Origin of the sequence: Flavobacterium daemonense, assembly GCF_007341385.1 — a bacterium.
Taxonomy (GTDB): domain Bacteria; phylum Bacteroidota; class Bacteroidia; order Flavobacteriales; family Flavobacteriaceae; genus Flavobacterium; species Flavobacterium daemonense.
Window position 1 is genome coordinate 154406 of the sequence record NZ_VJYD01000010.1, and the last position, 22855, is coordinate 177260.

13 protein-coding genes are annotated in these 22855 nt (G+C 35.9%); 2 read left to right on the top strand and 11 right to left on the bottom strand.

What is annotated here, in order from left to right; genetic code table 11:
* Window positions 1–41 precede the first annotated feature (41 nt).
* The 6 genes from porD to FND99_RS14095 form a co-directional block, all read right to left on the bottom strand.
* The gene (gene porD / locus FND99_RS14070) at window positions 42–926 is read right to left on the bottom strand and encodes a type IX secretion system protein PorD (RefSeq protein ID WP_144338582.1); all 885 of its coding nucleotides are present in this window, start codon (window positions 924–926) and stop codon (window positions 42–44) included.
* Window positions 927–988: 62 nt separating this feature from the next.
* Window positions 989–2200 (bottom strand): bifunctional phosphopantothenoylcysteine decarboxylase/phosphopantothenate--cysteine ligase CoaBC, encoded by a 1212-nt coding sequence (coaBC, locus tag FND99_RS14075; protein ID WP_144338583.1) that lies wholly within the window; start codon window positions 2198–2200, stop codon window positions 989–991.
* A 9-nt stretch (window positions 2201–2209) separates the two neighbouring features.
* On the bottom strand, window positions 2210–2527 hold the full coding sequence (locus FND99_RS14080) for a DNA-directed RNA polymerase subunit omega (protein ID WP_008463064.1): 318 nt from the start codon (window positions 2525–2527) through the stop codon (window positions 2210–2212).
* 9 nt (window positions 2528–2536) lie between these two features.
* Window positions 2537–3331, bottom strand: a complete 795-nt coding sequence (locus FND99_RS14085; RefSeq protein ID WP_144338584.1) for an outer membrane protein assembly factor BamD — start codon at window positions 3329–3331, stop codon at window positions 2537–2539.
* A 137-nt stretch (window positions 3332–3468) separates the two neighbouring features.
* Complete coding sequence (gene dapA, locus FND99_RS14090) at window positions 3469–4350, bottom strand: 4-hydroxy-tetrahydrodipicolinate synthase (protein WP_144338585.1); 882 nt, start codon at window positions 4348–4350, stop codon at window positions 3469–3471.
* A gap of 14 nt (window positions 4351–4364) precedes the next feature.
* Window positions 4365–4877, bottom strand: coding sequence for a DUF6913 domain-containing protein (locus FND99_RS14095; RefSeq protein ID WP_144338586.1), 513 nt, complete (start codon window positions 4875–4877; stop codon window positions 4365–4367).
* A gap of 47 nt (window positions 4878–4924) precedes the next feature.
* On the opposite strand from FND99_RS14095, the gene FND99_RS14100 reads away from it, so the two are divergent.
* A complete protein-coding gene (locus FND99_RS14100) occupies window positions 4925–5704 on the top strand; it encodes a 5'-nucleotidase C-terminal domain-containing protein (RefSeq protein ID WP_144338587.1) in 780 nt (259 codons plus the stop codon).
* 52 nt (window positions 5705–5756) lie between these two features.
* On the top strand, window positions 5757–6668 hold the full coding sequence (locus tag FND99_RS14105; protein ID WP_144338588.1) for a bifunctional metallophosphatase/5'-nucleotidase: 912 nt from the start codon (window positions 5757–5759) through the stop codon (window positions 6666–6668).
* Here the strand turns inward: FND99_RS14105 and FND99_RS14110 are convergent.
* The 5 genes from FND99_RS14110 to FND99_RS14130 form a co-directional block, all read right to left on the bottom strand.
* Entirely contained in the window at window positions 6654–7349 is a 696-nt protein-coding gene (locus FND99_RS14110; RefSeq protein WP_144338589.1) for a lysoplasmalogenase family protein, read from the bottom strand. The genes FND99_RS14105 and FND99_RS14110 overlap by 15 nt on opposite strands.
* Window positions 7336–9342 (bottom strand): NAD-dependent DNA ligase LigA, encoded by a 2007-nt coding sequence (gene ligA / locus FND99_RS14115; RefSeq protein ID WP_144338590.1) that lies wholly within the window; start codon window positions 9340–9342, stop codon window positions 7336–7338. The genes FND99_RS14110 and ligA overlap by 14 nt, the downstream gene beginning before the upstream one ends.
* Window positions 9343–9588: 246 nt before the next feature.
* Complete coding sequence (locus FND99_RS14120) at window positions 9589–11526, bottom strand: OmpA family protein (protein ID WP_144338591.1); 1938 nt, start codon at window positions 11524–11526, stop codon at window positions 9589–9591.
* Window positions 11527–11537: 11 nt separating this feature from the next.
* On the bottom strand, window positions 11538–12473 hold the full coding sequence (locus FND99_RS14125) for a PorP/SprF family type IX secretion system membrane protein (protein ID WP_144338592.1): 936 nt from the start codon (window positions 12471–12473) through the stop codon (window positions 11538–11540).
* A gap of 46 nt (window positions 12474–12519) precedes the next feature.
* Window positions 12520–22242, bottom strand: a complete 9723-nt coding sequence (locus FND99_RS14130; protein WP_144338593.1) for an Ig-like domain-containing protein — start codon at window positions 22240–22242, stop codon at window positions 12520–12522.
* Window positions 22243–22855 lie beyond the last annotated feature (613 nt).

Consider the following 22855-nt stretch of genomic DNA (forward strand, 5'->3'; position numbering starts at 1 on the left):
AAAGTTAATGAAAGAAAGTAAAAGTAAAACTAAAATATCACCTAATACTTAATTTGAGACCATTTTGTACTGTTCAAAGGCGAAACTTTATTTAAGACATCGGTCAAATCGGTTACATTTATACTTGGACCACCAGAAAAAATAGAGGTAATTTCGTCGGACTTCGCATCAAAAAAGACCCTGGTCAAAAAGGCATTTGGCTTAACGTTATTGAATTTTCCAATAATCATCAAAGCTGCTTTTATTTTTTCCTTTGCACCTTTTAAATCATCACTCATTGTATCTAATCCTGTATGGTACATATAAGTTACCTGGCGCAAATCACTGTACATTGGCGAAATCATATCCGTTATTAAATAATAGCGGTTCTGAATTCCATCAGCTTGGCTCCAGCCTTTAAAACCGCCTTGCTGCGCAACGTTAGCGATATTTTGGGCAGTTTGAAGATATTGATTTCCGCCTCCCATTTGAAAGGTATCCGCATCCATTCCTAAAATCAAATAACTGTAAAACGAAACAATTGAAACCAAATTTGACTCAAAAGTAGTCGGATTAAAAAGTAAAGGCTCATATTCAGTATATCTGAAACTAAAGTCTTTATCGTTGTAATTTAATACCGGAGAAGAGTACGTTGAATTAAAAATCAATCGTGAAGACTGCACTTGGATAGTTCCTGTAAACTGGTCAGAATTATTTGACGAAAGCGTAATATACATAGAGCAGTTTATACGCTCATTTTGTTTTAATACCGAACCCGTCCAATCTGTTTTATTAACAAATTCAGACAAAGAAGCCTGAAGCGTTTTGAAAACCTGTTGATTAGGATTTGGAAGCCTTTCCGTATTTATAGTTACAATACAATTTAGCTGTTGCGCCTGAGTAAAGCCAAAAATTAAAAACATTAAAACCGAAAGTGCTTTATTCATAAAAAAAGATTTGCGTTGATAATTACTATTGATGCTTTAGCTTAAACTCAAAGAAAAGGCATTTATTTTGTAAAATGCAAAATCACTTTGTTTAGTATATCAACAGCAACAGACTCTTTTGACTTTAATTCCATTGGCTCGATTTTAAAAACTTTATCAATAAAGGTAACTTTATTGGTTTCTTTTTTAAAACCTGCGCCTTCATCCTGCAAGGAATTAAGAACAATCAAATCTAAGTTTTTTTTCTGAATTTTCAGCTTGGCATTTTCAATTTCATTTTGAGTTTCCAAAGCAAAACCAATCAAAAACTGGTCTTTTTTTATCGCTCCTAATGATGCTAAGATATCTTTTGTTTTTTCAAGCTCAATCGAAAACTCTTCAGCAGCTTTTTTAATTTTCTGCTCTGCTACAAATTTAGGTTTATAATCTGCAACAGCGGCAGCAGCTATGGCTACATCAGTATCATTAAAATACAAATGGCAGGCTTCGTACATATCTTGTGCCGAAACCACATTTACAACTTTTACCGAACTGCTTTTTGCTTTAAAATGTGTTGGGCCAGCAACTAAAATGACTTCAGCACCTAGATTTGCAGCTTCATTTGCAATATCGAACCCCATTTTTCCAGATGAATGATTTCCTATAAAACGTACAGGATCTATCGCTTCGTAAGTTGGACCGGCAGTGATCAATATTTTTTTTCCTTTTAGGGGAAGTTTGCTCTCTAAATCGGCTTCAAGAAAAGCGACTATGTTTTCAGGTTCAGCCATTCGGCCTTCGCCAGACAAACCACTTGCTAGTTCACCATTTTCAGCGGGAATCATTACGTTTCCAAACTGTTTTAAAGCAGCAAAACTTGACAAAGTTGAAGGATGTTTATACATATCCAAATCCATTGCTGGAGCAAAATAGACAGGACATTTAGCCGATAAATAGGTTGCAATTAAAAGATTATCGCAGTTTCCTGTTGCCATTTTAGACAACGTATTTGCAGTAGCAGGCGCAATTAACATGAAATCTGCCCAGAGCGCAAGATCAACATGATTGTTCCAGACTGCATCTTGATCATCTTCGTTAAAGAAACTGGAATGTACAGGATTTTTTGATAGCGTAGATAACGTAAGTGGCGTTACAAAATCCTTAGAAGCAGGTGTCATTATCACTTGGACATGTGCACCTGCTTTTATAAAAAGTCGTACTAATGAGGCTGTTTTATAGGCTGCAATTCCACCAGAAACTCCCAGTAAAATTTTTTTCCCGTTTAAAACTGACATTATACTGTATTATTTGTTTGAACTTCTGTGGTAAGTTTTACCGTCTAACCATTCTTGAACAGCTAAAGCGTGTGGTTTTGGTAATTTTTCGTAAAATTTAGAAACTTCAATTTGCTCTTTATTTTCAAAAACTTCCTCAAGACTATCATTATAAGTAGCAAACTCTTCTAATTTCTCAGTCAATTCTTTTTTAATTTCAGAATTAATCTGATTTGCTCTCTTAGCCATAATGGTGATTGCTTCATACACATTTCCTGTTGGCTCTTCAATAACAGTTTTATTGTATGTTATTGTATTTACAGGAGCATTCGTCTTTTTTAAATCCATGACTTTTTTTTATTTAGTAAATTTTTGTAAATCAGTTTCAACACGAGCATTCATTTCGTCTGCCTGTTTTCTATATTTTGTATCGCTTTTAAACTTAATCAAGTTTGCATAAGCAGTTTTTGCAACATTTAAACGCTCTTCCATTTTTTGAGGAACACTGTTTATCGCTAATTTATAAGCTGAATCATACTTATAAAACAGCGCATCTTCTTTGAATGGTGTTCCAGGGAAATCAGCAATAAAATTATCAAATGCTACTAAAGCCGATTTATAATCTGAAATCGTGTTATATCCTTTAGCATTTTCGTATGCTTTTTTCTCTAATTTTCCATTTAGAATCTTCACAGCCTCATTTGCCTGAGGAATATATTCAGAATTAGGATAGTTATCAATAAATGCCTGTAATTTCTCTAAAGCTTTTACTGTATCTGCCTGATCTAAACTATAAACAGGAGCTAATTTAGAGTAACTGTAAGCACCTAAAAACGCTGCTTCCTGTACTTTTTCACTTCGTGGGTAACCTGAAACAAAACTTTCAAATTGATAACCAGCTAAATAATACTGGTGCGTTTTATAATAAGATTGCGAAAACATATAAAATAGCTTTTCCGCCTGAGGCTTACCTCTATAAGATGGCGCTAACTGCTCAAAAAGACGAATCGCCTTTGAATATTTGCCAGCATCATACATTTTTGTTGCCATGTCAAATTTTGCTGCAACATCTTCGTTTTTTAACACCTTTTGGTAATCACTACAAGAACAAAAAAGGACAACAACAATTAATAGAGATACTATTTTTTTCATTTTCTTACTTTTATTATGATTTCTTAGACAATTATGCCAAAGCAAAATCACACCGAAGTTTCGGTGGCAAATTTAGTTATTAATTTAGCGACTGCAAAATAATTTTTTAGTATCTTAAAATACTAACACTTTAACAATTATTTAATGCTGTTTTTTACAAACTCATTCAGTCTCTCGGCTAAAGAATCATCAACAGAAACCAATGGAAGACGAACTGTGTTATCAGCAATTCCAAGGGCTTGGAAGATTTGCTTGATTCCAGCTGGATTTCCTTGCTCAAAAATCATATCAATACTGTCTGATAAAAAGTAATGTGTTTTAAATGCATCAGCTACTTTTTTATTCAAACCTAAACGAATCATTTCTGAAAATTCTTTAGGAAAACCCTGTCCAATTACAGAAATCACCCCTGCTCCACCTGCCAAAACGATAGGCAATGCCAGCATATCATCTCCAGAAATCACAAGAAAATCTTTTGGTGCATTTTTGATAATCTGCATTGCTTGAGCCATATCTCCGGCTGCTTCTTTTATTGCAACTACATTTTCAAAATCATTTGCCAAACGAATTACCGTTGAAGGAAGCATATTGCTAGCCGTTCTTCCTGGAACGTTATATAAAATCACAGGAATTGGAGAAGCTTCAGCAATCGCTTTAAAATGCTGATAAATTCCTTCCTGAGTTGGTTTATTATAATATGGAGAAACAGATAAAATAGCTTCAAAAGCTGAAAAATTTCTAGTCTTTAATTCCTTAACAATCTCCATTGTATTGTTCCCTCCTACTCCAAGAACTAGAGGCAATCTTCCTTTATTTACGTCAATTACCGTATTGATAACCAACTCTTTTTCCTCTTGCGTCAAGGTAGCATTTTCTGCCGTTGTTCCCATAACTACAAGATATTCAACTCCTCCATCGATCGAAAAATTTACGATACGCTGCAAAGCTTCGATATCGACTGAAAAGTCACTTTTAAATGGAGTTACAAGTGCAACACCAGTTCCTATTAATGATTGCATATTTTAATTATAATTTATTTTATACTTTTTAAATACCTAAATAACTCAGAAACAAACACTTTATAGTTTTCTATTTCCGTATCGATCATCCATCGGTTTAATTTTTTATCTACTGATGAAAACCCTACTTTAAACTTCGCTTTTGATTTGCTGGTTACCATCATCAAAATTGCTTTTTCGATGTTGTAATAACTAATCAAAAGATCAAATTCTGCTTCAACAAAATCATTCAGAAAAACTGCTGTAATATCTCCTTTCCAATTGATATCTTTTTTGCTAAAAGTTGGTCTTGAGTATGTTTTTTTCTTCTTTAATTTACTTCTGTAAGCAACAGTTTTTATGTTTTCAGGATCAATTCCATGCAGCGAAAGCTCTTTTTCTAATTCTTTTGAATGGCGAAAATCACTCTCATCTATCAATAAACCAATTGTTTGTACATTCCGCGTAAATACTTCGTTTTTTACAATATTCAGATTATTTTTTAATGATTTTTTTACAAATAATTCCTTTATATAATTTAAAAACATAGTATTTTTACCAGATTACAAAATTAATTATTTAAGTCGCATTTAAAATGGTAAAACTAAAAAAGTATAACGGATTTTTAAAACTTTTTGTTATATTCTTAACACTTTTTTTTATTTATTCCTGCAGTTCAAAGAACTACAATTTAACTAAGATTGAAGGAAAACAACTTCCAATAACTGAAAAAGGAGCAGAAACTCCTGAAATAGAAAGCTTTATTAAACCATATCGCGATCATATCAATAAAGATTTAGACAGCGTTTTAGCCTATGCTCCTGAAACTCTTGATAAAAGCAATGGAAAATGGCAAACCACAATTGGCTGTCTTTTGGCAGATGTTTGTGTGCAAAGAGGAAATCTAGTTTTCAAAAAACGCGAAAACAAAACAATTGATTTGTGTTTGTTAAATCATGGCGGTATCCGAGCAATTCTTCCCAAAGGAAATGTAACGACCAGAACTGCTTTTGAAATTATGCCTTTTGAAAACAATTTAGTTGTTATTGCCTTGAAAGGTCAGCAAATTGAAGATATTGCAGCTTATATTATTAAGGAGAAAAAACCGCAACCGTTATCTGGAATGACTTTTACAATTTCGAAAGACAAGACAGCTAAAAATATCATGATTCAAGGAAAACCTTTTGATGTCAACAAAGTTTATTATGTTGCTACCAATGATTATTTGGCAAATGGCGGAGACAGCATGACTTTCTTTGCAAAAGGTGTTGAAAAATTCGATTTAAACTACAAACTTCGAGATGTATTGATTGATTATTTCAAAGAAGTCGATACGATTCCGGCGCCAAGAGATATCAGAATTACAGAAGAATAACATTTCAAGAAAAACTAAAATTACTCGCGTTTACGCAAAAAAAATATATCCAATGAAAAGAAGAGAATTTATCGAAAAAACTGCTGCAAGTACCGCTCTTTTAAGTTTAGGTTTGTCATTAAGCAGTTTTGAAACTAACGATATCAAACACTTGACTGTTTTGCATACTAATGATGTCCACAGCCATATTGATCCTTTTCCTGCTGATGACCCAAGAAATCCAAACAAAGGTGGTGTTTCTCGACGTGCAGCGCTGATTGAAACGATCCGCCAAGAAAATCCTAATGTTCTTTTATTGGATGCTGGAGATATTTTTCAAGGAACTCCGTATTTTAATTATTATGGAGGAGAACTTGAATTTAAACTAATGAGCATGATGAAGTACGATGCTTCGACTATTGGAAATCATGATTTTGACAATGGTCTTGAAGGCTTGTACGCACAAATGCCTCATGCAAAATTTGAATTCATCAATTCTAACTATGACTTTTCAAAAACAGTCATGAACGGACTTGTAAAACCCTACAAAATTTTCAACAAAAACGGAATCAAAGTTGGTGTTTTTGGTTTAGGAATTGAACTTGACGGTTTGGTTGACAAAAAAATGTATAAAGAAACTGTTTACAACAATCCTGTAGAGATTGCTCAGGATATGACCAAGTTATTAAAGCAAGAAGAGAAATGTGATTTAGTTATTTGTTTGTCGCATCTTGGCTACAATTATAAAGATGAACCAACTAAAATTTGTGACTTGAAATTGGCTGAATTGACTCAAGATATCGATTTAATTATTGGTGGACATACGCATACTTTTCTGGACAAACCAACTATTGTCAAAAACAAAGCTGGTGAAAATGTCTTAGTGAACCAAGTGGGCTGTTATGGGATAAATTTAGGGCGTATTGATTTTTATTTCGACAAAAACAAAAATCATACTAATCAAGCAAAATCAATTATTGTATAATATTCGCTTTTGCATCTTTGTTTTTTCAAGAAAATATTCGACCATAAAATAGTAAGCCAAAATTTGTGTGACATCACGAATTAGAACCAAAACTACTGAATAGGAAAAATATTGATTGAAAATATAAAATATGTCTGAAAATATATAGCTAACAGCCATTAAAGACATTAAAAGTGCTAAATGCGTTCCTTTTGTAATATAGCTTACAAATGAATAATAACTCATGACACTTAATACGATTCCGTAGATTGTGTACAGCCAGTTAAACTTTTTCATGTTGTCAAACTCAAGACTCAACACAGAAACAAGCAAGTAGACTATAAATATGACCACGATAGAAACTGGAAGAACATCTTTTCTTCTTAATTTGATTTTTTCGTGGTCTATTATAAAAAGCTTTATAATCAATAAATAAACAACTAAAAAGCTCAGCACTCCTCCTATTTCGGAAACTTCAACATCCATAAGGTCAAAAACTTGGCCTACAAAACAAAAGAAAAAAATAAGGCCTTCTGTTTTTCCTATTTTGAAATCATTGCTGATAATGAAATAGAAAAAAATAGCTGGCAACACGACGGCTTTTGCATAAATTGCCAAGATGTCCTGTTTTGTACTGTCTAAAATAATTGTAAACAATAATGCTACAAAGAATAAAATCAACGACGGTTTATTCGCTTTCATTTAGTTTATTTATAAAATCTTCCTCCGACAATATAGGAATATTTAATTTATTAGCCTTTTCTAATTTTGCCGGTCCCATATTATCCCCTGCGACAACAAAATCAGTTTTTGCAGAAATTGAACTTCCTACTTTTCCACCATTATCTTCGATTGTTTTCTTTAATTCATCTCTTGAAAACTGAGCAAAAACTCCTGAAACGACAAATGTTTTTCCGATGAATTTTTCAGTAGCGTTGGGGTTGATTTTTTCAACTATTTCAAATTGAACTCCGTAATTTTTTAAGCGTTCAATTATTTTTTTATTTTCTTCATTTTCAAAAAACTCGATTACGCTTTTGGCAATTCGTTCTCCAATTTCATCAACTAAAATTAGATCCATTAAAGAAGCTTGACTTAAAGCATCGATATTTTTATAATGTTTAGCTAATTTTTTAGCAACAGTTTCACCTACAAAACGAATTCCGAGTGCAAATAGAACGCTTTCAAAAGGAATTTCTTTAGACTTCTCTACTCCGTTTACTAAATTCTCTGCCGATTTTTGCGCCATTCTTTCCAAGTGCAAAATATCTTCCACTTTCAATTCGTATAAATCAGCATAATTATGAACCAATCCATTTTTGAAAAGCAGCGCTACAGTTTCACCTCCAAGACCTTCAATATCCATTGCTTTTCTTGAAATATAATGCTGTACACGACCAATAATCTGTGGAGGACATCCATAGAAATTTGGACAATAATGATTTGCTTCGCCTTCATTTCTGACTAATTCTGCCTGACATTCAGGACAATGCGTAATATATTCTGTTTTCTCTGAATTTTCAGGTCGTTTAGCTAAATCTACCTCAATAATTTTTGGGATGATTTCTCCTCCTTTTTCAACAAATACAGTATCGTTTATTCTGATATCTAATTTTTCAATTTGATCGGCATTGTGCAAAGAAGCTCTTTTTACAATCGTTCCTGCCAATTGTACCGGCTCTAGATTTGCCACTGGAGTAATCGCTCCCGTGCGTCCAACTTGATAGGAAATTGATTTTAATTTTGTAGAAACTTGTTCTGATTTGAATTTATATGCAATTGCCCAACGTGGAGATTTCGCTGTGTAGCCGAGTTCTTCTTGATGTTGAATACTGTTTACTTTTATTACAACACCATCAGTTTCATAAGGCAAATTGTGGCGGTGCGTGTCCCAATAATCAATAAAATCGAAAACCTCATGCATACTGTTTACTAATTTTGCCTCTTTCGGGACTTTAAATCCCCATTTTCTAGCCGATTCTAATCCTTCATATTGAGTAGAAAATGGCAAATTATTTCCGGTTACAAAATACAGCAGACATTCTAGAGGACGTTTAGCAACCTCGGTGCTGTCCTGCAGTTTTAAACTTCCAGAAGCTGTATTTCTAGGATTGGAATAAGGTGTTTCGCCAATTTCGATCAAGTCCTGATTCATTTTTTCGAAACCTGCAAAAGGCAAAATAATTTCACCGCGAATGTCGAATGAATCTGGATAATCTCCTTTTAATTTTAGCGGAACCGATTTTATAGTTTTGATATTGTTTGTAACCTCATCACCTTGAAAACCGTCTCCGCGCGTTAAAGCCTGAACCAGTTTTCCGTTTTCGTACGTAATACTTATTGAAGCTCCATCGTATTTTAATTCACAAGTATATTCTAATTTTACATTTCCTAAAACTTTTTGAATACGGTTTTCCCAATCCAATAAATCTTCTTTAGAATAAGAATTATCCAAAGAATACATGCGGTAGCGATGCGCGATTGTTTTAAAGTTTTTAGTGATTGTTCCTCCAACGCGCTGTGTTGGTGAGTTTTCATCAAAAAATTCAGGATGTTTGTTTTCTAAATCCTGAAGTTCTTTTAATTTAATATCGAAATCATAATCAGAAATGGTAGCGTTATCAAGCACATAATAATTGTAATTGTGCTGGTTAAGTTCGTCTCTTAAATTTTGAATTGTTTCTTGAATACTCATATGAAATTAAAATGATGTCCGGTAATTTAGAATAACTGAAAGATCAAAATTAGAATTATTTTCGCTGAAAAACATCAAAAAACTAAAGTTTTAAAAAATCAAAAATCAGGCGACAACGAATTGCAGCCTGATTTTCTTCTTGTCCACTATTCTTTAAAAAAGAATTAAACAAAACCAACTTCCAAATGGTTTCTTCGTTTTATATTTTTACACTGATAATCAAATAATTAGCGCGCAAATATAAAACTATTTTTGGATAATGATAAAGTCAGAACGTCTATTTAACAAATGCTCTTCTTCGGTGCATTTTACGCCATTCTTACATTTGTTGATCAATCGGGTTTCTCCATAACCAATTGCGCTTTCGATGCGAGAAGCGTCAATACCTTGAGAAATAATATAATCACGAGTAGATTTGGCTCTATTGTCTGAGAGTTTCAAGTTGTAGGAATCTTTTCCACGAGAATCTGTATGTGATTCAATTTTGATTCTGATGTTAGGAAATTTTTGCATGATAAATACTACTTTCGTCAACTCTTCAACTGCCAAAGGCGTGATATTGTATTTGTCGTAATCAAAGTAAATTGGTTTAACATCGACTTTTTCGACACCTTTATTTTTCACAACCAAATCGTCATAATTACTTAATTCAAAATTGACATCTTTAATCTCGCCTCCATTTTCCTTCGTTGTTTCTACCGTTTTTTCGTCGCTGGCATAATTTGGTTTTGCCGCAATCATTTTTACGATTTTACCACAAGGCACTTCGATTACATATTTACCTTCAAAATTTGTTTTTGTTTCTCCAAGTACTTCTGTATATGAATTGTATGCCATGATTGAAACATCAGTAAGAGGCAATCTAGTTTTTTTATCTATTGCCATTCCCGAAATAGCCTGATTACAAACTGGTTTTCCTTTTACAAAAGAATAAATATCATCATCACCCTTACCGCCGGCTCTATTTGATGAAACATAACCGTAAGTATCTGTGTTGTCAATTATAAAAGAAAAATCGTCTTTGTTGCTGTTGATTGGCGGGCCTAAATTTACTGGTGTTGAAAAAGTTCCGTCAGCAAGAAGATTACTTTCATAGACATCTAAATCTCCGTAGCCATAATGTCCATCAGAAGAAAAATAAAGTTTATTGTTGCGGAAGTATGGAAAAACTTCGTTACCAAGTGTATTGATTTTTGGCCCAAGATTCACTGGAGAACTCATCGTGCCATCGGCAGCAATTTTCACATAATATAAGTCTGTTTGACCAACACCACCCGGCATATCTGAAGCAAAGAAAAGCCATTTTCCGTCTTCGCTTAAAGCTGGATGTCCAACAGAATAATCTTTATTATCAAAGAAAATCTGTTGCGGATTTTCTAATTTATTATTTATAATATCACCCTTAACGATTTGAAAATTATTGGTTTTGCTTTCGTCAATAACCAATTTATTTTTTTTGACAATGTTTGTAGAATAATACATTGTTTTTCCGCTCGCGTCAAAAGATGCTGTCGCTTCATGATATTTGGTCATTACATTCGGCAGAAACAACTTTTCGTCGTATAAACTTCCGTCGGCAGGATTTCTTTCTGCCAAATAAAGATTTAAGAAAGGCTGATTGTTCCAAGTGTATAGTTTTTCGCTGAACTTTGTGGTATCTCTTGCAGAAGTAAATACGATTTTGTCTTGAAAATAAGTCGCCCCAAAATCAGATTTACTTGTATTAATATCCAGATTTTTAATGGTATATAGCGATTTAGCTTTCGACAAACTATCCATTTGCTTTTTTTGAGCAAGATATCGGTTGACTTCTTTTTGATCTCCTTTTTTATTCAGATACTCTTTTGTCATTTTATCTGCCTCATCATAATCCATAACACCTTTTAGTGTCTGGATATAACGCAGATAATAAATATCAGTCAAATTATTTCCTTGTACTTCGTACAGCTTTTTATACCATGTCAAGGCATTTCTTTCATCGGAAATAAAATAATACGAATCGGCAGCATTTTTTATAGTTTGTGCTGACGGATTTTTGCTGTGCTGCAAAATTTCTTCGTATGCCTTTGATGCATCTGCGTAAGCAAAATTTCTAAACAAGGCATCGGCCTGTTTTAAATTAGTCTTTTGAGCAAAACTAAACGTAATGCTCAAGACTAAACTTAGGATATATAGTTTTTTCATAGGTTTTTGATTTAGAAGAATCGAGGAGATTTAATTTTACTTTCGCCTTTATTTAACTGATAGCGCAGGATGATTTCGTGCGATCCGTCATTGTATTTATTCAGATCGCTAACGGTGTAATCAAAAGCGTATCCAACATAAAAACTTTTAGAAATCTGAAAACCAGCCAAAATACTCACAGAATCATCTGTTCTGTAAGAACCGCCGATTACAAATTTTTCAGCAATCATAAAATTCGCCGAGATATCTGCAGTAATTGGTGCTCCAGTTACCGCTTTTACTAAAAATGCAGGTTTGAATTTTAAATTCGGATTCAAATCAAAAACATAACCTCCCATGAAATAATAGTGCAGACGATCATAGTCAATAGATTCCTGAACATCATCATAATATGAGTTTTGGATGAAACTCGGAATCGAAGCGCCTACATACCATTTATCTGTATAATAATAGATTCCCGCTCCAACTGCTAATTTTGCCTGATTGTCAATATTTTGATTCAACAAAACATCATTTGGATCATAATATCTTCCTTTTGACCAATCTACATTTAGCATTCTCATACCCGCTTTTAAACCGAAAGCCAATCTTTTTTCGTATCCAAGCGGAATAGAATAAGAGAAGTTTCCGTCAAGATAAAGCTCGCTTGATGGACCTATTTTGTCGTTAACGACGCTAAGTCCCAAACCAAGTTTCTCATTTCGAAGCGGTGCGTGAACAGAAAAAGACTGTGTTTCTGGCGCACCAGAAATTCCAACCCATTGAGAACGGTGCAAAAGTGTTGCTTCTAAAGTACCGGTAGACCCAGCATAAGCTGGATTTACCGCCATAGTATTGTACATATACTGCGTGTACTCAGGATCTTGCTGTGCACTGGCACAGAATGTAATAAAAGAACATATTAGAATAAAATATGTTTTCTTCAGTGATTTTATATATAGTTTCATAACGATACTTATTTAGTTTAATTAATTAGATGATTAAATCGTTTGCTTATCTCATGATAGATAACCATCCTTTTTTAACCGTTCCGTCTCCAATGTCTATCACATAAAAATAAGTACCTGTTGGCAGCATATCTCCTCTACTAATAACTCCAGATACATTGGCAGTTCCGTTCCAATCATTTTCATAATGCTGTTTGCTGTAAACTAAAGCACCATATCTATTGTAAACTTTCAATTCATTATTTGGATAAGATTCGATACAGTCAATTCTGAACAAGTCATTAGAACCATCATTATTTGGCGTAAACTCATTGTAAACTGTCAAACAAATTGGCTCAACAGAAACCGAAGCCGTATTGTTTGCCGCAGAAATGTCTAAAGGAGTCGATATTTCAATAGTTGCAACTGATAGATAATCGGTTCCATGAAGTACTTCGGCAACAATTGTAAGCACTAAGCTCTGACCTGCATTTAGTGTTGGAATTGTCCAAAGCTGCGTTGCTGGATCAAATGTTCCTCCTGTTGTACTTGAACTAACCAAATCGTAGCCGTTAGGCAATAAATCACTTACAAGTGTATTTATGAAATTTCCTTGTCCTACATTGTTTACTGTTACTGTAAATGTTATCTGTTCTCCAAAATTTGGATTTGGATTACTTACTGTATTTGTAATCGTTAAATCTGAACAAGTTGCTACCGTAACATTTAATGTTTTTGTAGTTGTTTCATCGCAAGTATTGATGTAAGTAACTTTAACTTGACCAGCTCCAATGTCTGACCATGAAATTGTCACATTTCCGTCATTAGTTCCTCCGCCAGAAACAATTGTTCCGTTTGTAACTGACCACACATAATTTGATTTGCCATTTGCAACTGAATATGTCACACCTTGGAAAACGCATGGTGTATCGTCAGTACTTGTAATTGGAACTAAAGCATCATTTTCAAATGCAATTGTCACTCCTAATCTTGTTGCTCCTTCACATCCGTTTGTAGTGTTGGCAAGAGCTGCTGCATAATAAGTGCCAGCAGTTAATTGCGTATTTGCTGCTAAAGGTGTTCCTCCTGTTGCTGTAGAATACCAAACTACATTTGGCTCATTTACCAAGATATTAGCAAGAGTTGGCAATTTTGACAAACAAAATGTTTGAGTTGTTCTTGGCGTTGTAATTACTCCTGGCGTATTTACATTTACCACAACTGCCAAACGTACCGGGTTTTCACAACCTATTGCACTTGAAACAGCACCATAATAAGTTCCTGTTGTTAATGCTGTAGCTGCAGGAATTGCTGTTCCTCCAGTTGCTGTGCTATACCAAACCACATTTGCTTCATTCACTTGAATATTAGCCACTGTAGGTGAATTCAGTGTACAGAAGTTTTGCGTCGCATTATTTGTAGTTGGTGTCGGACTTGGAGTTGTTACTGTTACAGTTACTTGTAAACGAGTTGAACTTTCGCATCCTGTCGCCGCATCTACAATATTTCCATAATAAACTCCAGATGTCAATGCTGTTGTTGATGGTATTGCTGTTCCGCCTGTTGCAGTACTAAACCACGTAACATTGCTTTCATTTACTTGAATGCTCGCAATAGTTGGCGCCGCTGTCGAGCAGAAATTTTGCGAAGCATTATTCGTAGTAGGATTTATTGTTTTCCCTACAGTAACGTTTACTAACAATCGTACACTACTTTCACAACCTGTTGCAGGATCTTTTATAGCTCCATAATAAGTTCCACTTGTTAGTGCCGTTGTTGAAGCAATTGCTGTTCCACCTATTGCTGTATTGTACCAAACTACATTTGCTTCATTTACTTGAATACTAGCAACTGTTGGTGCATTTCCAGAACAGAAAACTTGAGCATTGTTAGTTGTTGTTGGTGTAGCTGGATTAGTTACCGTAACCGCTACTTGCAAACGAGTTGCACTTTCGCAATTTGTAACTGGATCTTTTATTGCTCCAAAATAAGTGCCACTTGTCAAAGCTGTTGTTGAAGCAATTGCTGTTCCACCAGTTTGAGCGTTGTACCAAACTACATTTGCTTCATTAACTTGAATATTTGCAAAAGTTGGTGCATTTACCAAACAGAAATTTTGCGTAGCATTGCTCGTTGTCGGTGTTCCAGGATCAGAAACCTTAATAACGATTTGTAATCTTGTTGCGCTTTCGCAGTTTGTTGCTGGATCAAAGATTGCTGCAAAATAACTGCCGCTTGTCAAAGCTGTTGTTGATGTAATTGCTGTTCCGCCTGTTGCGGCGTTGTACCAAACAATGTTTCCAACTGCTGGAGCATTTATTTGAATATTTGCAATTGTTGGCGCATCAATTAAACAGAAATTCTGTGTAGCATTATTCGTTGTTGGTGTTCCCGGATCATTTACCGTAACAGCAACCAATAAACGAACTGAACTTTCGCAGTTTGTTATCGGATCTTTTAAAGCCGCATAGTAATTACTGCTTGTCAACGCTGCTGTTGATGCTATAGCTGTTCCGCCTGTTGCAGCGTTATACCAAACTACATTTGTTTCATTCACTTGAATACTTGCTACTGTTGGTGCAGTAATCAAACAGAAATTTTGTGCAGCATTGTTTGTTGTTGGTGTTCCTGGATCAGTAACTGTAATTGCTATTGCTAATCTAGAAGCACTTTCGCAGTTTGTCGCTGGGTCAAAAATTACTGCATAATAACTACCTGTTGTTAAAGCTGTTGCTGAAGCAATTGCTGTTCCACCTGTTGCAGCATTGTACCAAACAATATTTCCAACAGCAGGTGCATTTACCTGAATATTAGCAATTGTCGGCGCATCAATCAAACAGAAATTTTGTGTAGCATTATTTGTTGTTGGCGTTCCCGGATCAGAAACATTTATTACGATTTGTAATCTCGCAGCGCTTTCGCAGTTTGTTGCTGGATCAAAAATTGCTGCAAAATAACTGCCGCTTGTCAAGGCTGCTGTCGATGCAATTGCTGTTCCGCCTGTTGCGGCGTTGTACCAAACAATGTTTCCAACTGCTGGAGCATTTATTTGAATATTGGCAACTGTTGGCGCATCAATTAAACAGAAATTCTGCGTAGCATTATTTGTTGTTGGTGTTCCCGGATCATTTACTGTAACGGCAACCAATAAACGAACTGAACTTTCACAGTTTGTTGTAGGATCTTTTAAGGCTGCATAGTAATTACCGCTTGTCAACGCTGTTGTTGATGCTATAGCTGTTCCGCCTGTCGCAGCATTATACCAAACCACATTTGTTTCATTCACTTGAATACTTGCCACTGTTGGTGCAGTAATCAAACAGAAATTTTGCGTAGCATTGTTTGTTGTTGGTGTTCCTGGATCAGTTACACTAATTGTAACTGCTAATCTTTGAGCACTTTCACAATTTGTTACTGGATCGTGTATTGTTGCATAATAAACACCAGTTGTTAAAGGTGTTGCTGACGGAATTATTGTTCCACCAGTTAAAGCTGTGTACCAAACTACATTCGCAGGATTTGCTGTACTTACTTGAATACTAGCAAATGTTGGCGCATCTACAACACAGAATTTTTGATCTGTATTTGTAATTGAAGGTATTCCCGGATCATTTACTCTCACAGCAACTGCTAATCGAACAGAACTTTCACAGTTTGTTGAAGGGTCTTTAATCGCTGCATAATATGTTCCGCTGGCTAATGCTGTTGCAGGCGCAATTACTGTTCCGCCTGTTGCTGCAGAATACCAAACTATATTTGCTTCATTTACCTGAATATTGGCAACTGTTGGCGCATCAATCAAACAAAAATCTTGTGTAGTATTTGTCGTTGTTGGCGTACCCGGATCAGTTAGCGTAATAGTTCCTTCCTGAAGTGTGCCTGCTAAATTTTCGCAAGTTGTATCACTAGAAACCGCAACATAATAAGAAACTGGTCCCATTGCAAGTGTTAATCCTGAAACAGTCAATACTCCTGAAGAATTTATGGCATAAGTAATTGTGCCATTAGTATCTCCATTTGCTATAGGCTGTGTTTTATTGGCATCGTGATACCAAGTAAATACAGGATTTGTCAATGCAGGTGCTGCTGGTGTCAATGAAGCTGCTAAATCATGGCAAACTGTTACATCGGCTACCGAAAGATCATTTTGGTCAGACGGTCTTAAGATTGTAAACGTTATTTGTTTTCTATTTGCTTCAGCAGTTTCACAATTTTCATCTGAACTAAATCCAACAAAGTAAGTATAAGTTCCAGGCATCAAACCAGTTATTGTTAATGAAGAAACTGTTTCTCCAGGAACTGGTTGGCTTGTTGTTCCGTCAAATTTATACCAATGATATACAGGGTTTGTTATTGTTCCTGTTGTATTTAATGTTGTAGCCAAAGTTACCGTTCCTGTTGGCGCACAAATTGTAGTCGAAGCTGCACCATTCAAAGTAATATCTGTTAAAAGATTTTCTGGGCTAGATGCTTTTACTTCAACTGTAACCTCTCCTCTAGTCATTGCTTCACAATTGTAGCGAACTGGCTGAACGTAGTATTTATAGATTCCGGCTGCTAAAGTTGCAGGAACTGTATAAGTCGGACCATTTGCAACAATTGAACCTCCTGTTGGAGCATCATACCAAACATAGGTAGAACAAGCTTCCTCTGGAATTTTGAGCGTGACTCCGCTTCCGGGACAAACCGCAACTTTATTAGTAGGGTCTCCGTCTATGACCGAGGTATTTGCAACTCGTTCAACAGTATGAACTCTTAAGAATTCTAAAACTCCTGCTACGCCGCCAAAACGAATTCTTACTCTATCATAAGATTCTGTTGGAGAAGAAACTAAAACCATCGCCATGGTATTGGCAGATAATAATTTTAAGCTCAATAATGTGCTCGTATTTTGAATTGGAGCTCCTACCGCAACGTTTCCTAAATAACGCTGAATAGTAAAACCAGTCAGTAAATTAACATTTAAAAGAGTTCCTGGTTTTGAAATTACAATTCTTAGCGTATCACTTACTACAGATGGCGTTTTAAATTGCACAGTCAAATCGGCAGCTGCCAAGGCACCCACACCGCTGTACATGGTTGCGTAGGTTGTAACATCATTATCTGCTACATTCCACGCATCGCTTACTCCCACTGTAGATGTTAGCGCTCCTACCGGAAGTCCTAAATCTGTGGTTCCATAAAAAATATCTTGAATATCTCCCGGAGTACAGGCTACAGTACTAACCGATTTATTGTAATATGCCTCATAAACTTTTGTATTCTGAGCAACACTTAAGACCGCTCCTGATATAATTCTGATTCCGTCATAATCCTGTGGACCAGCTGCATTTGAAGGAACGAAAGTAAATTCATATGCATTATCGCCCGGAAGCACATTTAACAAAGCCCCTGAAACAGATTGCATTGTTCCAATATCTACTCCTCCTTTAGTTCCAATTACAGAAACCCCTTGAGCAACGCCTAATCCGCTGTATTCAGAGCCTAGTTTTACCGTTACTGGCGTTCCTTTTGCAATATTTGCAGACCAAGTTAAATTCTGGGTAGTTGTACCAACTCCTAAAAGTCCTACTCCTGTAGTGATCGTCGAGAAAGTCTGCGGATTTCCATCAACAGCATTCGCTTCATTAGAAACTGTTCCTGTAACAATTGTACTCCAATTTTGTGCATTAGCATAAACTCTTTGTGTTAAGGATTGACAATTGTCTGGATCTTTAACATTGATTGAAAGCGTTCCAGTAACAGAGCAACCTCCTAATGTTGACACAACTGTGTACGTATAGATTCCTGGTACATTAAGTGGTCCTGTAGTAAATGGAGGTCCTGCCAATGCAACCCCTTTTGGATCATACCATGCCATTGTACCATTTGAAGTCGCATTTAATGTTACATTACTTCCCTGCGCCACAGATTGTGCTGGATCGACAGTCAAGCTTGGCAACGGATTGACAGTCACAGTTACTGGCTGTTTTGCCGATGGACAATCATCTCCGTTGCGTTGAGCTTGAATTGAGTAAGCACCACTAATTGTTATATTCATCGCCGCATCTTCTGTCATAACAACATCTGAAGGATCGTAGAATGTATATGTTGTATTACCGCTTGTATCAAGCGTAGTAATTGCATTTTTTAAATTAGCGCTTCCGCACGCAACTAATGGCGATGTTACCGCTAAAGTACTTGAAGTTGCTGGGAAATTAACAACAACTTGCTTCAATGAAGTTGTCGCATTTTCACAACTTGTTGCATTTTGAACAGTGATATAATAAGTATAATTTGCTCCTGAAGCTAGTCCGTTTATTGTAAGTGCACCAGTTGATGCATCTTTTGAGAAAGAAACACCTGTTTGACCAGCAACTGTAGTTCCTGTAATTATTTCTTGACTTTTTGATGGATCTGCATAATATTTAAATTGTGCTCCTGTTAAGCCAGAAGTTGGAGGCAAAACAGCTTTTCCATCACAAGAAGACACTATCGGACTTGCGATCGTAATATCTGCCGCAACTGATAAAGGCAATACCGTTACCGTTACTGGCTGACGAACACTATTTGTACACGTTCCACGAACAGCTTCGATATAATATGTTTTTGAAGCAGTTAAAGTGCCTGTGTTTAATGTAGCACTTGTAGCTAAAAGTGTAACACCACTTGCTGCATCGTACCAGTTAATTATATCGCCAGCTGTTGTTGCTGCAGTCAAAGTTGTCCCTGTTCCAGAACAAATTGATGCTGATGCTCCTGTAACTGTAGCTTCTTTATAACGATAAGAAGCCCCATAAATATCCAGACTAGTCAGCAATGATGCTAGTCCACCAAGGCGAACTTCAACAGCATCGAAATTATTAGCTGCTGCAAAACTAACTTTAAAACGGTCTCCACCTAATAATTGGACATTTACTAAACCTCCAACATTAACTTGATCGGCGTTTGGATTTCCCGCATTGTAGCTCCTTAAACTTATATAAGACAGTGCATTTACATCGGCAATTCCTCCTGGGATTCCTAATTCAACATCTATTATATCTCCAGCTTTTCCTGGATTAGAAAAAGATAACGTCTGTTGAATATAATCTCCAAGCAAACCAACCGGTACTGTAAGTCTTGTTGCATTTGTATCGTCTGCATCAACAGAAAAACCAGCATCTGCTGACGTACAAGCCAAACAGCCTGTTATTGTTCCTCCACTTGAAATTACTTGCGAATCTGCGCGTAAACAAGAAGTTATTGGAGCTGGCGCCACCACTACAACATTTATTGCTGTTCTAGCTGCACTAACACAATTTGTAGCATTTCGTGCTTGAACATAATATGTTTTATCTGCTGTTAATGCTGGACTTGGTGTATAACTTGCATTATTTGTCACTAACGCAGTTCCTCCAGTCGCAACGTCGTACCAATCATAAGCAACTCCCGCTACAGGATTTGATACTTGCAAAGTAACAACTTGTCCCGAAGGAATAATTACTGTTGAAGATGCTACTGTCGGAGCTGCCGGCAACGGATTAACAGTAATAGAAGCTTGTGCACGTGTTGGACTAGAACAACTTCCAATTACAGATTCAACAAAATAATTAGTCGAAGCTGTTAAAGCTGGAGTTGTAAAAGAAGTTCCTGTAAATACTAAATTCCCTCCCGTATCGTACCATTTATAAGTTGTTCCGGCAACTGGAGACTGAATGTCTATAGTAGCTGACTGTCCAGAACAAATTACTGCAGAACCACCAGTTAATGCTGGTGCTACTGGATTGTTAACCGTAATTGGTACCGCAAAACGAACACTGTTTACGCAACCATTTCTAGTTATTTCAGCGTAATATGTCGTATCGGCAGTTAAATTTGGTGTTGTAAAAGCTGCAGTACCTGCCAGTGAAGTACCACCTGTGGCTGCAGAATACCAATTAACGGTTTCTCCAACAGCAAGGCCTGCAGTTAGTGTTGTATTTTGTCCGCTGCAAATAACTTTATTTCCAGTAACAGTCGGATCGCCATATCTATAACTTGCTTGATAAATATCTAAACTTGTCAGTGCTGAAACCAAACCACCTAAGCGAACTTCTACACGGTCAAAATTTGCACCGGCTGTAATACTTGCTTTAAAACGGTTTCCTCCCAGTAATTGAACACTCACTAAATTATTTATCGAAGTTCTATCATTATTAAACGTTGCTCCATTATAAGTTGCTAGACTGATATAATTCAAAACGCTTAAATCTAGAACACCGCCTGGTAATTCTAATTCAACATCGATAATATCGCCAGCTTTTCCCGGATTATTAAATTGCAAAGTCTGCTGAATCCATCCGTTTATCAAACCAACCGGAACGGTTAAACGCGCTGCAGTTGTTATATCTCCATCAACAGAATTATTTGGATTTGTACTACTGCATAATAAGCAAACACCATTTACGCTAGTCTGTTGGCTGTTTGCCAATAAGCATCCGCCTGGCGGCGTATTGACTACGTTTACTGTAATAGGAACTCTTGAAGCACCCACACAACCTCCTGTTGCGCTCTGAGTTTCTACATAATAAGTTTTTGTTGCAGTTAAAATTGGTGTAGTAAAAGTTGAAGTATTTGTTGCAAGAGCAGTACCGCCGGTTGCAACATCATACCAATTTAGAGTTACTCCAGTTTCAGCTGTCGTTGCGCTCAAAGTTGCATTTTGTCCTGATTGGATTGTAACGCTTTGTGTTAAAACGGTCGCAACAGCAGGAACAGCATTTGACACGACATCAACACGAGTTCTTGTAGGGCTTATACAGCTACCAATTACTCCTTCTACATAAAAACTAGTTGTTCCAATAGGAACTGTTGGAGAATATGAATTTCCAGAAGCTAAAATTGTTCCGCCACTAGCTACCGAATACCAATTGTATGTGGTTCCCGGAATTGGATTAATTAATGATAAAGTCGTTTGCTGAGTCGCACCGCTAGAACATACTGCCGTCCCCGAAGAACTTATCGCTGGTGCAACAGGATTCGACACATTAATTACAACGGGAACTCGATTATTTCCTTCACAACCACCAGCTCTGCTTATTCCAATATAATAAGTAGTATTGGCTGTTAAAGTTGGGGTTGTGTAGCTGTTTCCAGTTGCTAAAGCAGTTGTTGAAGACGCCGAATCATACCATGCTAAAGTTGTTCCGGCTATTGGCGCAGCAGTTAAAGTCGTTGAAGTACCAGAGCAAATAGTCTGATTTAAGCCCCCAGTTACCGTTGGTTTTGCAAAATCCAAACGAACATCATAAATTCTAAGATCTACCAGAAGACTTAAAAGGCCGCCAACTTGAATTTGGATTTGATTGACATCAGCAGTAGCTTTATATCTCAACTCTCCAACCGTATTTCCTGAAAGTAAATTTAAATTCAAAAGTGGGCTATTCAAAGCTACACTTGAACCAACATTTACACCAGAAAGTTTTGCCTGAATTGAAACATTAGACAGCAGTCCAACATCTAGCAAACCGTTTCCTGTACCTAAATAAAGTACAATTTCATCTCCAGCCTTTACAGTCTGATTAAAGGTCATGGTTTCTTCGACCATACAACCGAGACCTACAGCGTTCTGAAGATCTGCATAGGTCGTTAGCCCTGGATCATTATCAAAGGCTAACGTAGGATTGTTGACTTGCAAACCTAAACACAATAAGCCTCCCAGACTATTTGTTTGCGACACTGGTCGGCAAACAGTCTGAGAAAAAACATTACCACATAATAGGAATAAAAACAACAGTCCTAATAATCTCTTCTTAATAAAGAGATCACAAAAAGTAAATTTTTTTTTCATAATTTGGAAGATTAGAAAATGGACAATAAAATACCTGTTGCGATAAGCACGTATGCTTAGGCAATTTTAAAAAACATTAATACTTAAACAGTTAAAACGAAATTTAAAATATTTGGGGCCGAACTTTAAATCTTCATTTCAGTAAAAAAAATTAAATTGTGCTCTACTTTTTACGTAAAGCAAAGAGTGCTTTTACCCGTCACGAATAAAATCCCTCAAAACTTTTAGGAAATACTGATCTAGACCAATCTTCCTCACGAAGTGATTTGTTTGATAGTTAATTTTCATAAAAGAAAATTTAAACGTTATGTAAAGGGGAATTAAAAAATACTTTACCGATTCAATATCCAACGAAAGCTGATTAGACTTTATTAGACTTTTATTAGTGATACTAAAATTGAAACAGCGTTACAACTGAGTTATCGTCTTTAGTAAAATACCAAATACGATAAAGCATTACTTATTAAACAACCCGTCGACAGGGTTGTGCAAATAAAATAATACAATAATTATATTGTGGGAATAAGTTTAAAATTGGTTTCAAAGAAATTTGAACAAAAGATCTAAACGCATTAAATAAGCTAAAAAATAAAATAAAAATAACTTGAACACT

What these genes read in the sequence shown, in the direction of transcription:
- FND99_RS14080 (WP_008463064.1), bottom strand. Translation starts at nt 2,527, where the DNA reads ATGGATTTAAAAAAGACGAATGCTCCTGTAAATACAATAACATACAAT.
- ligA (WP_144338590.1), bottom strand. Translation starts at nt 9,342, where the DNA reads ATGAGTATTCAAGAAACAATTCAAAATTTAAGAGACGAACTTAACCAG.
- FND99_RS14120 (WP_144338591.1), bottom strand. Translation starts at nt 11,526, where the DNA reads ATGAAAAAACTATATATCCTAAGTTTAGTCTTGAGCATTACGTTTAGT.
- FND99_RS14110 (WP_144338589.1), bottom strand. Translation starts at nt 7,349, where the DNA reads ATGAAAGCGAATAAACCGTCGTTGATTTTATTCTTTGTAGCATTATTG.
- FND99_RS14130 (WP_144338593.1), bottom strand. Translation starts at nt 22,242, where the DNA reads ATGAAAAAAAAATTTACTTTTTGTGATCTCTTTATTAAGAAGAGATTA.
- FND99_RS14105 (WP_144338588.1), top strand. Translation starts at nt 5,757, where the DNA reads ATGAAAAGAAGAGAATTTATCGAAAAAACTGCTGCAAGTACCGCTCTT.
- dapA (WP_144338585.1), bottom strand. Translation starts at nt 4,350, where the DNA reads ATGCAATCATTAATAGGAACTGGTGTTGCACTTGTAACTCCATTTAAA.
- FND99_RS14100 (WP_144338587.1), top strand. Translation starts at nt 4,925, where the DNA reads ATGGTAAAACTAAAAAAGTATAACGGATTTTTAAAACTTTTTGTTATA.
- porD (WP_144338582.1), bottom strand. Translation starts at nt 926, where the DNA reads ATGAATAAAGCACTTTCGGTTTTAATGTTTTTAATTTTTGGCTTTACT.
- FND99_RS14125 (WP_144338592.1), bottom strand. Translation starts at nt 12,473, where the DNA reads ATGAAACTATATATAAAATCACTGAAGAAAACATATTTTATTCTAATA.
- FND99_RS14095 (WP_144338586.1), bottom strand. Translation starts at nt 4,877, where the DNA reads ATGTTTTTAAATTATATAAAGGAATTATTTGTAAAAAAATCATTAAAA.
- FND99_RS14085 (WP_144338584.1), bottom strand. Translation starts at nt 3,331, where the DNA reads ATGAAAAAAATAGTATCTCTATTAATTGTTGTTGTCCTTTTTTGTTCT.
- coaBC (WP_144338583.1), bottom strand. Translation starts at nt 2,200, where the DNA reads ATGTCAGTTTTAAACGGGAAAAAAATTTTACTGGGAGTTTCTGGTGGA.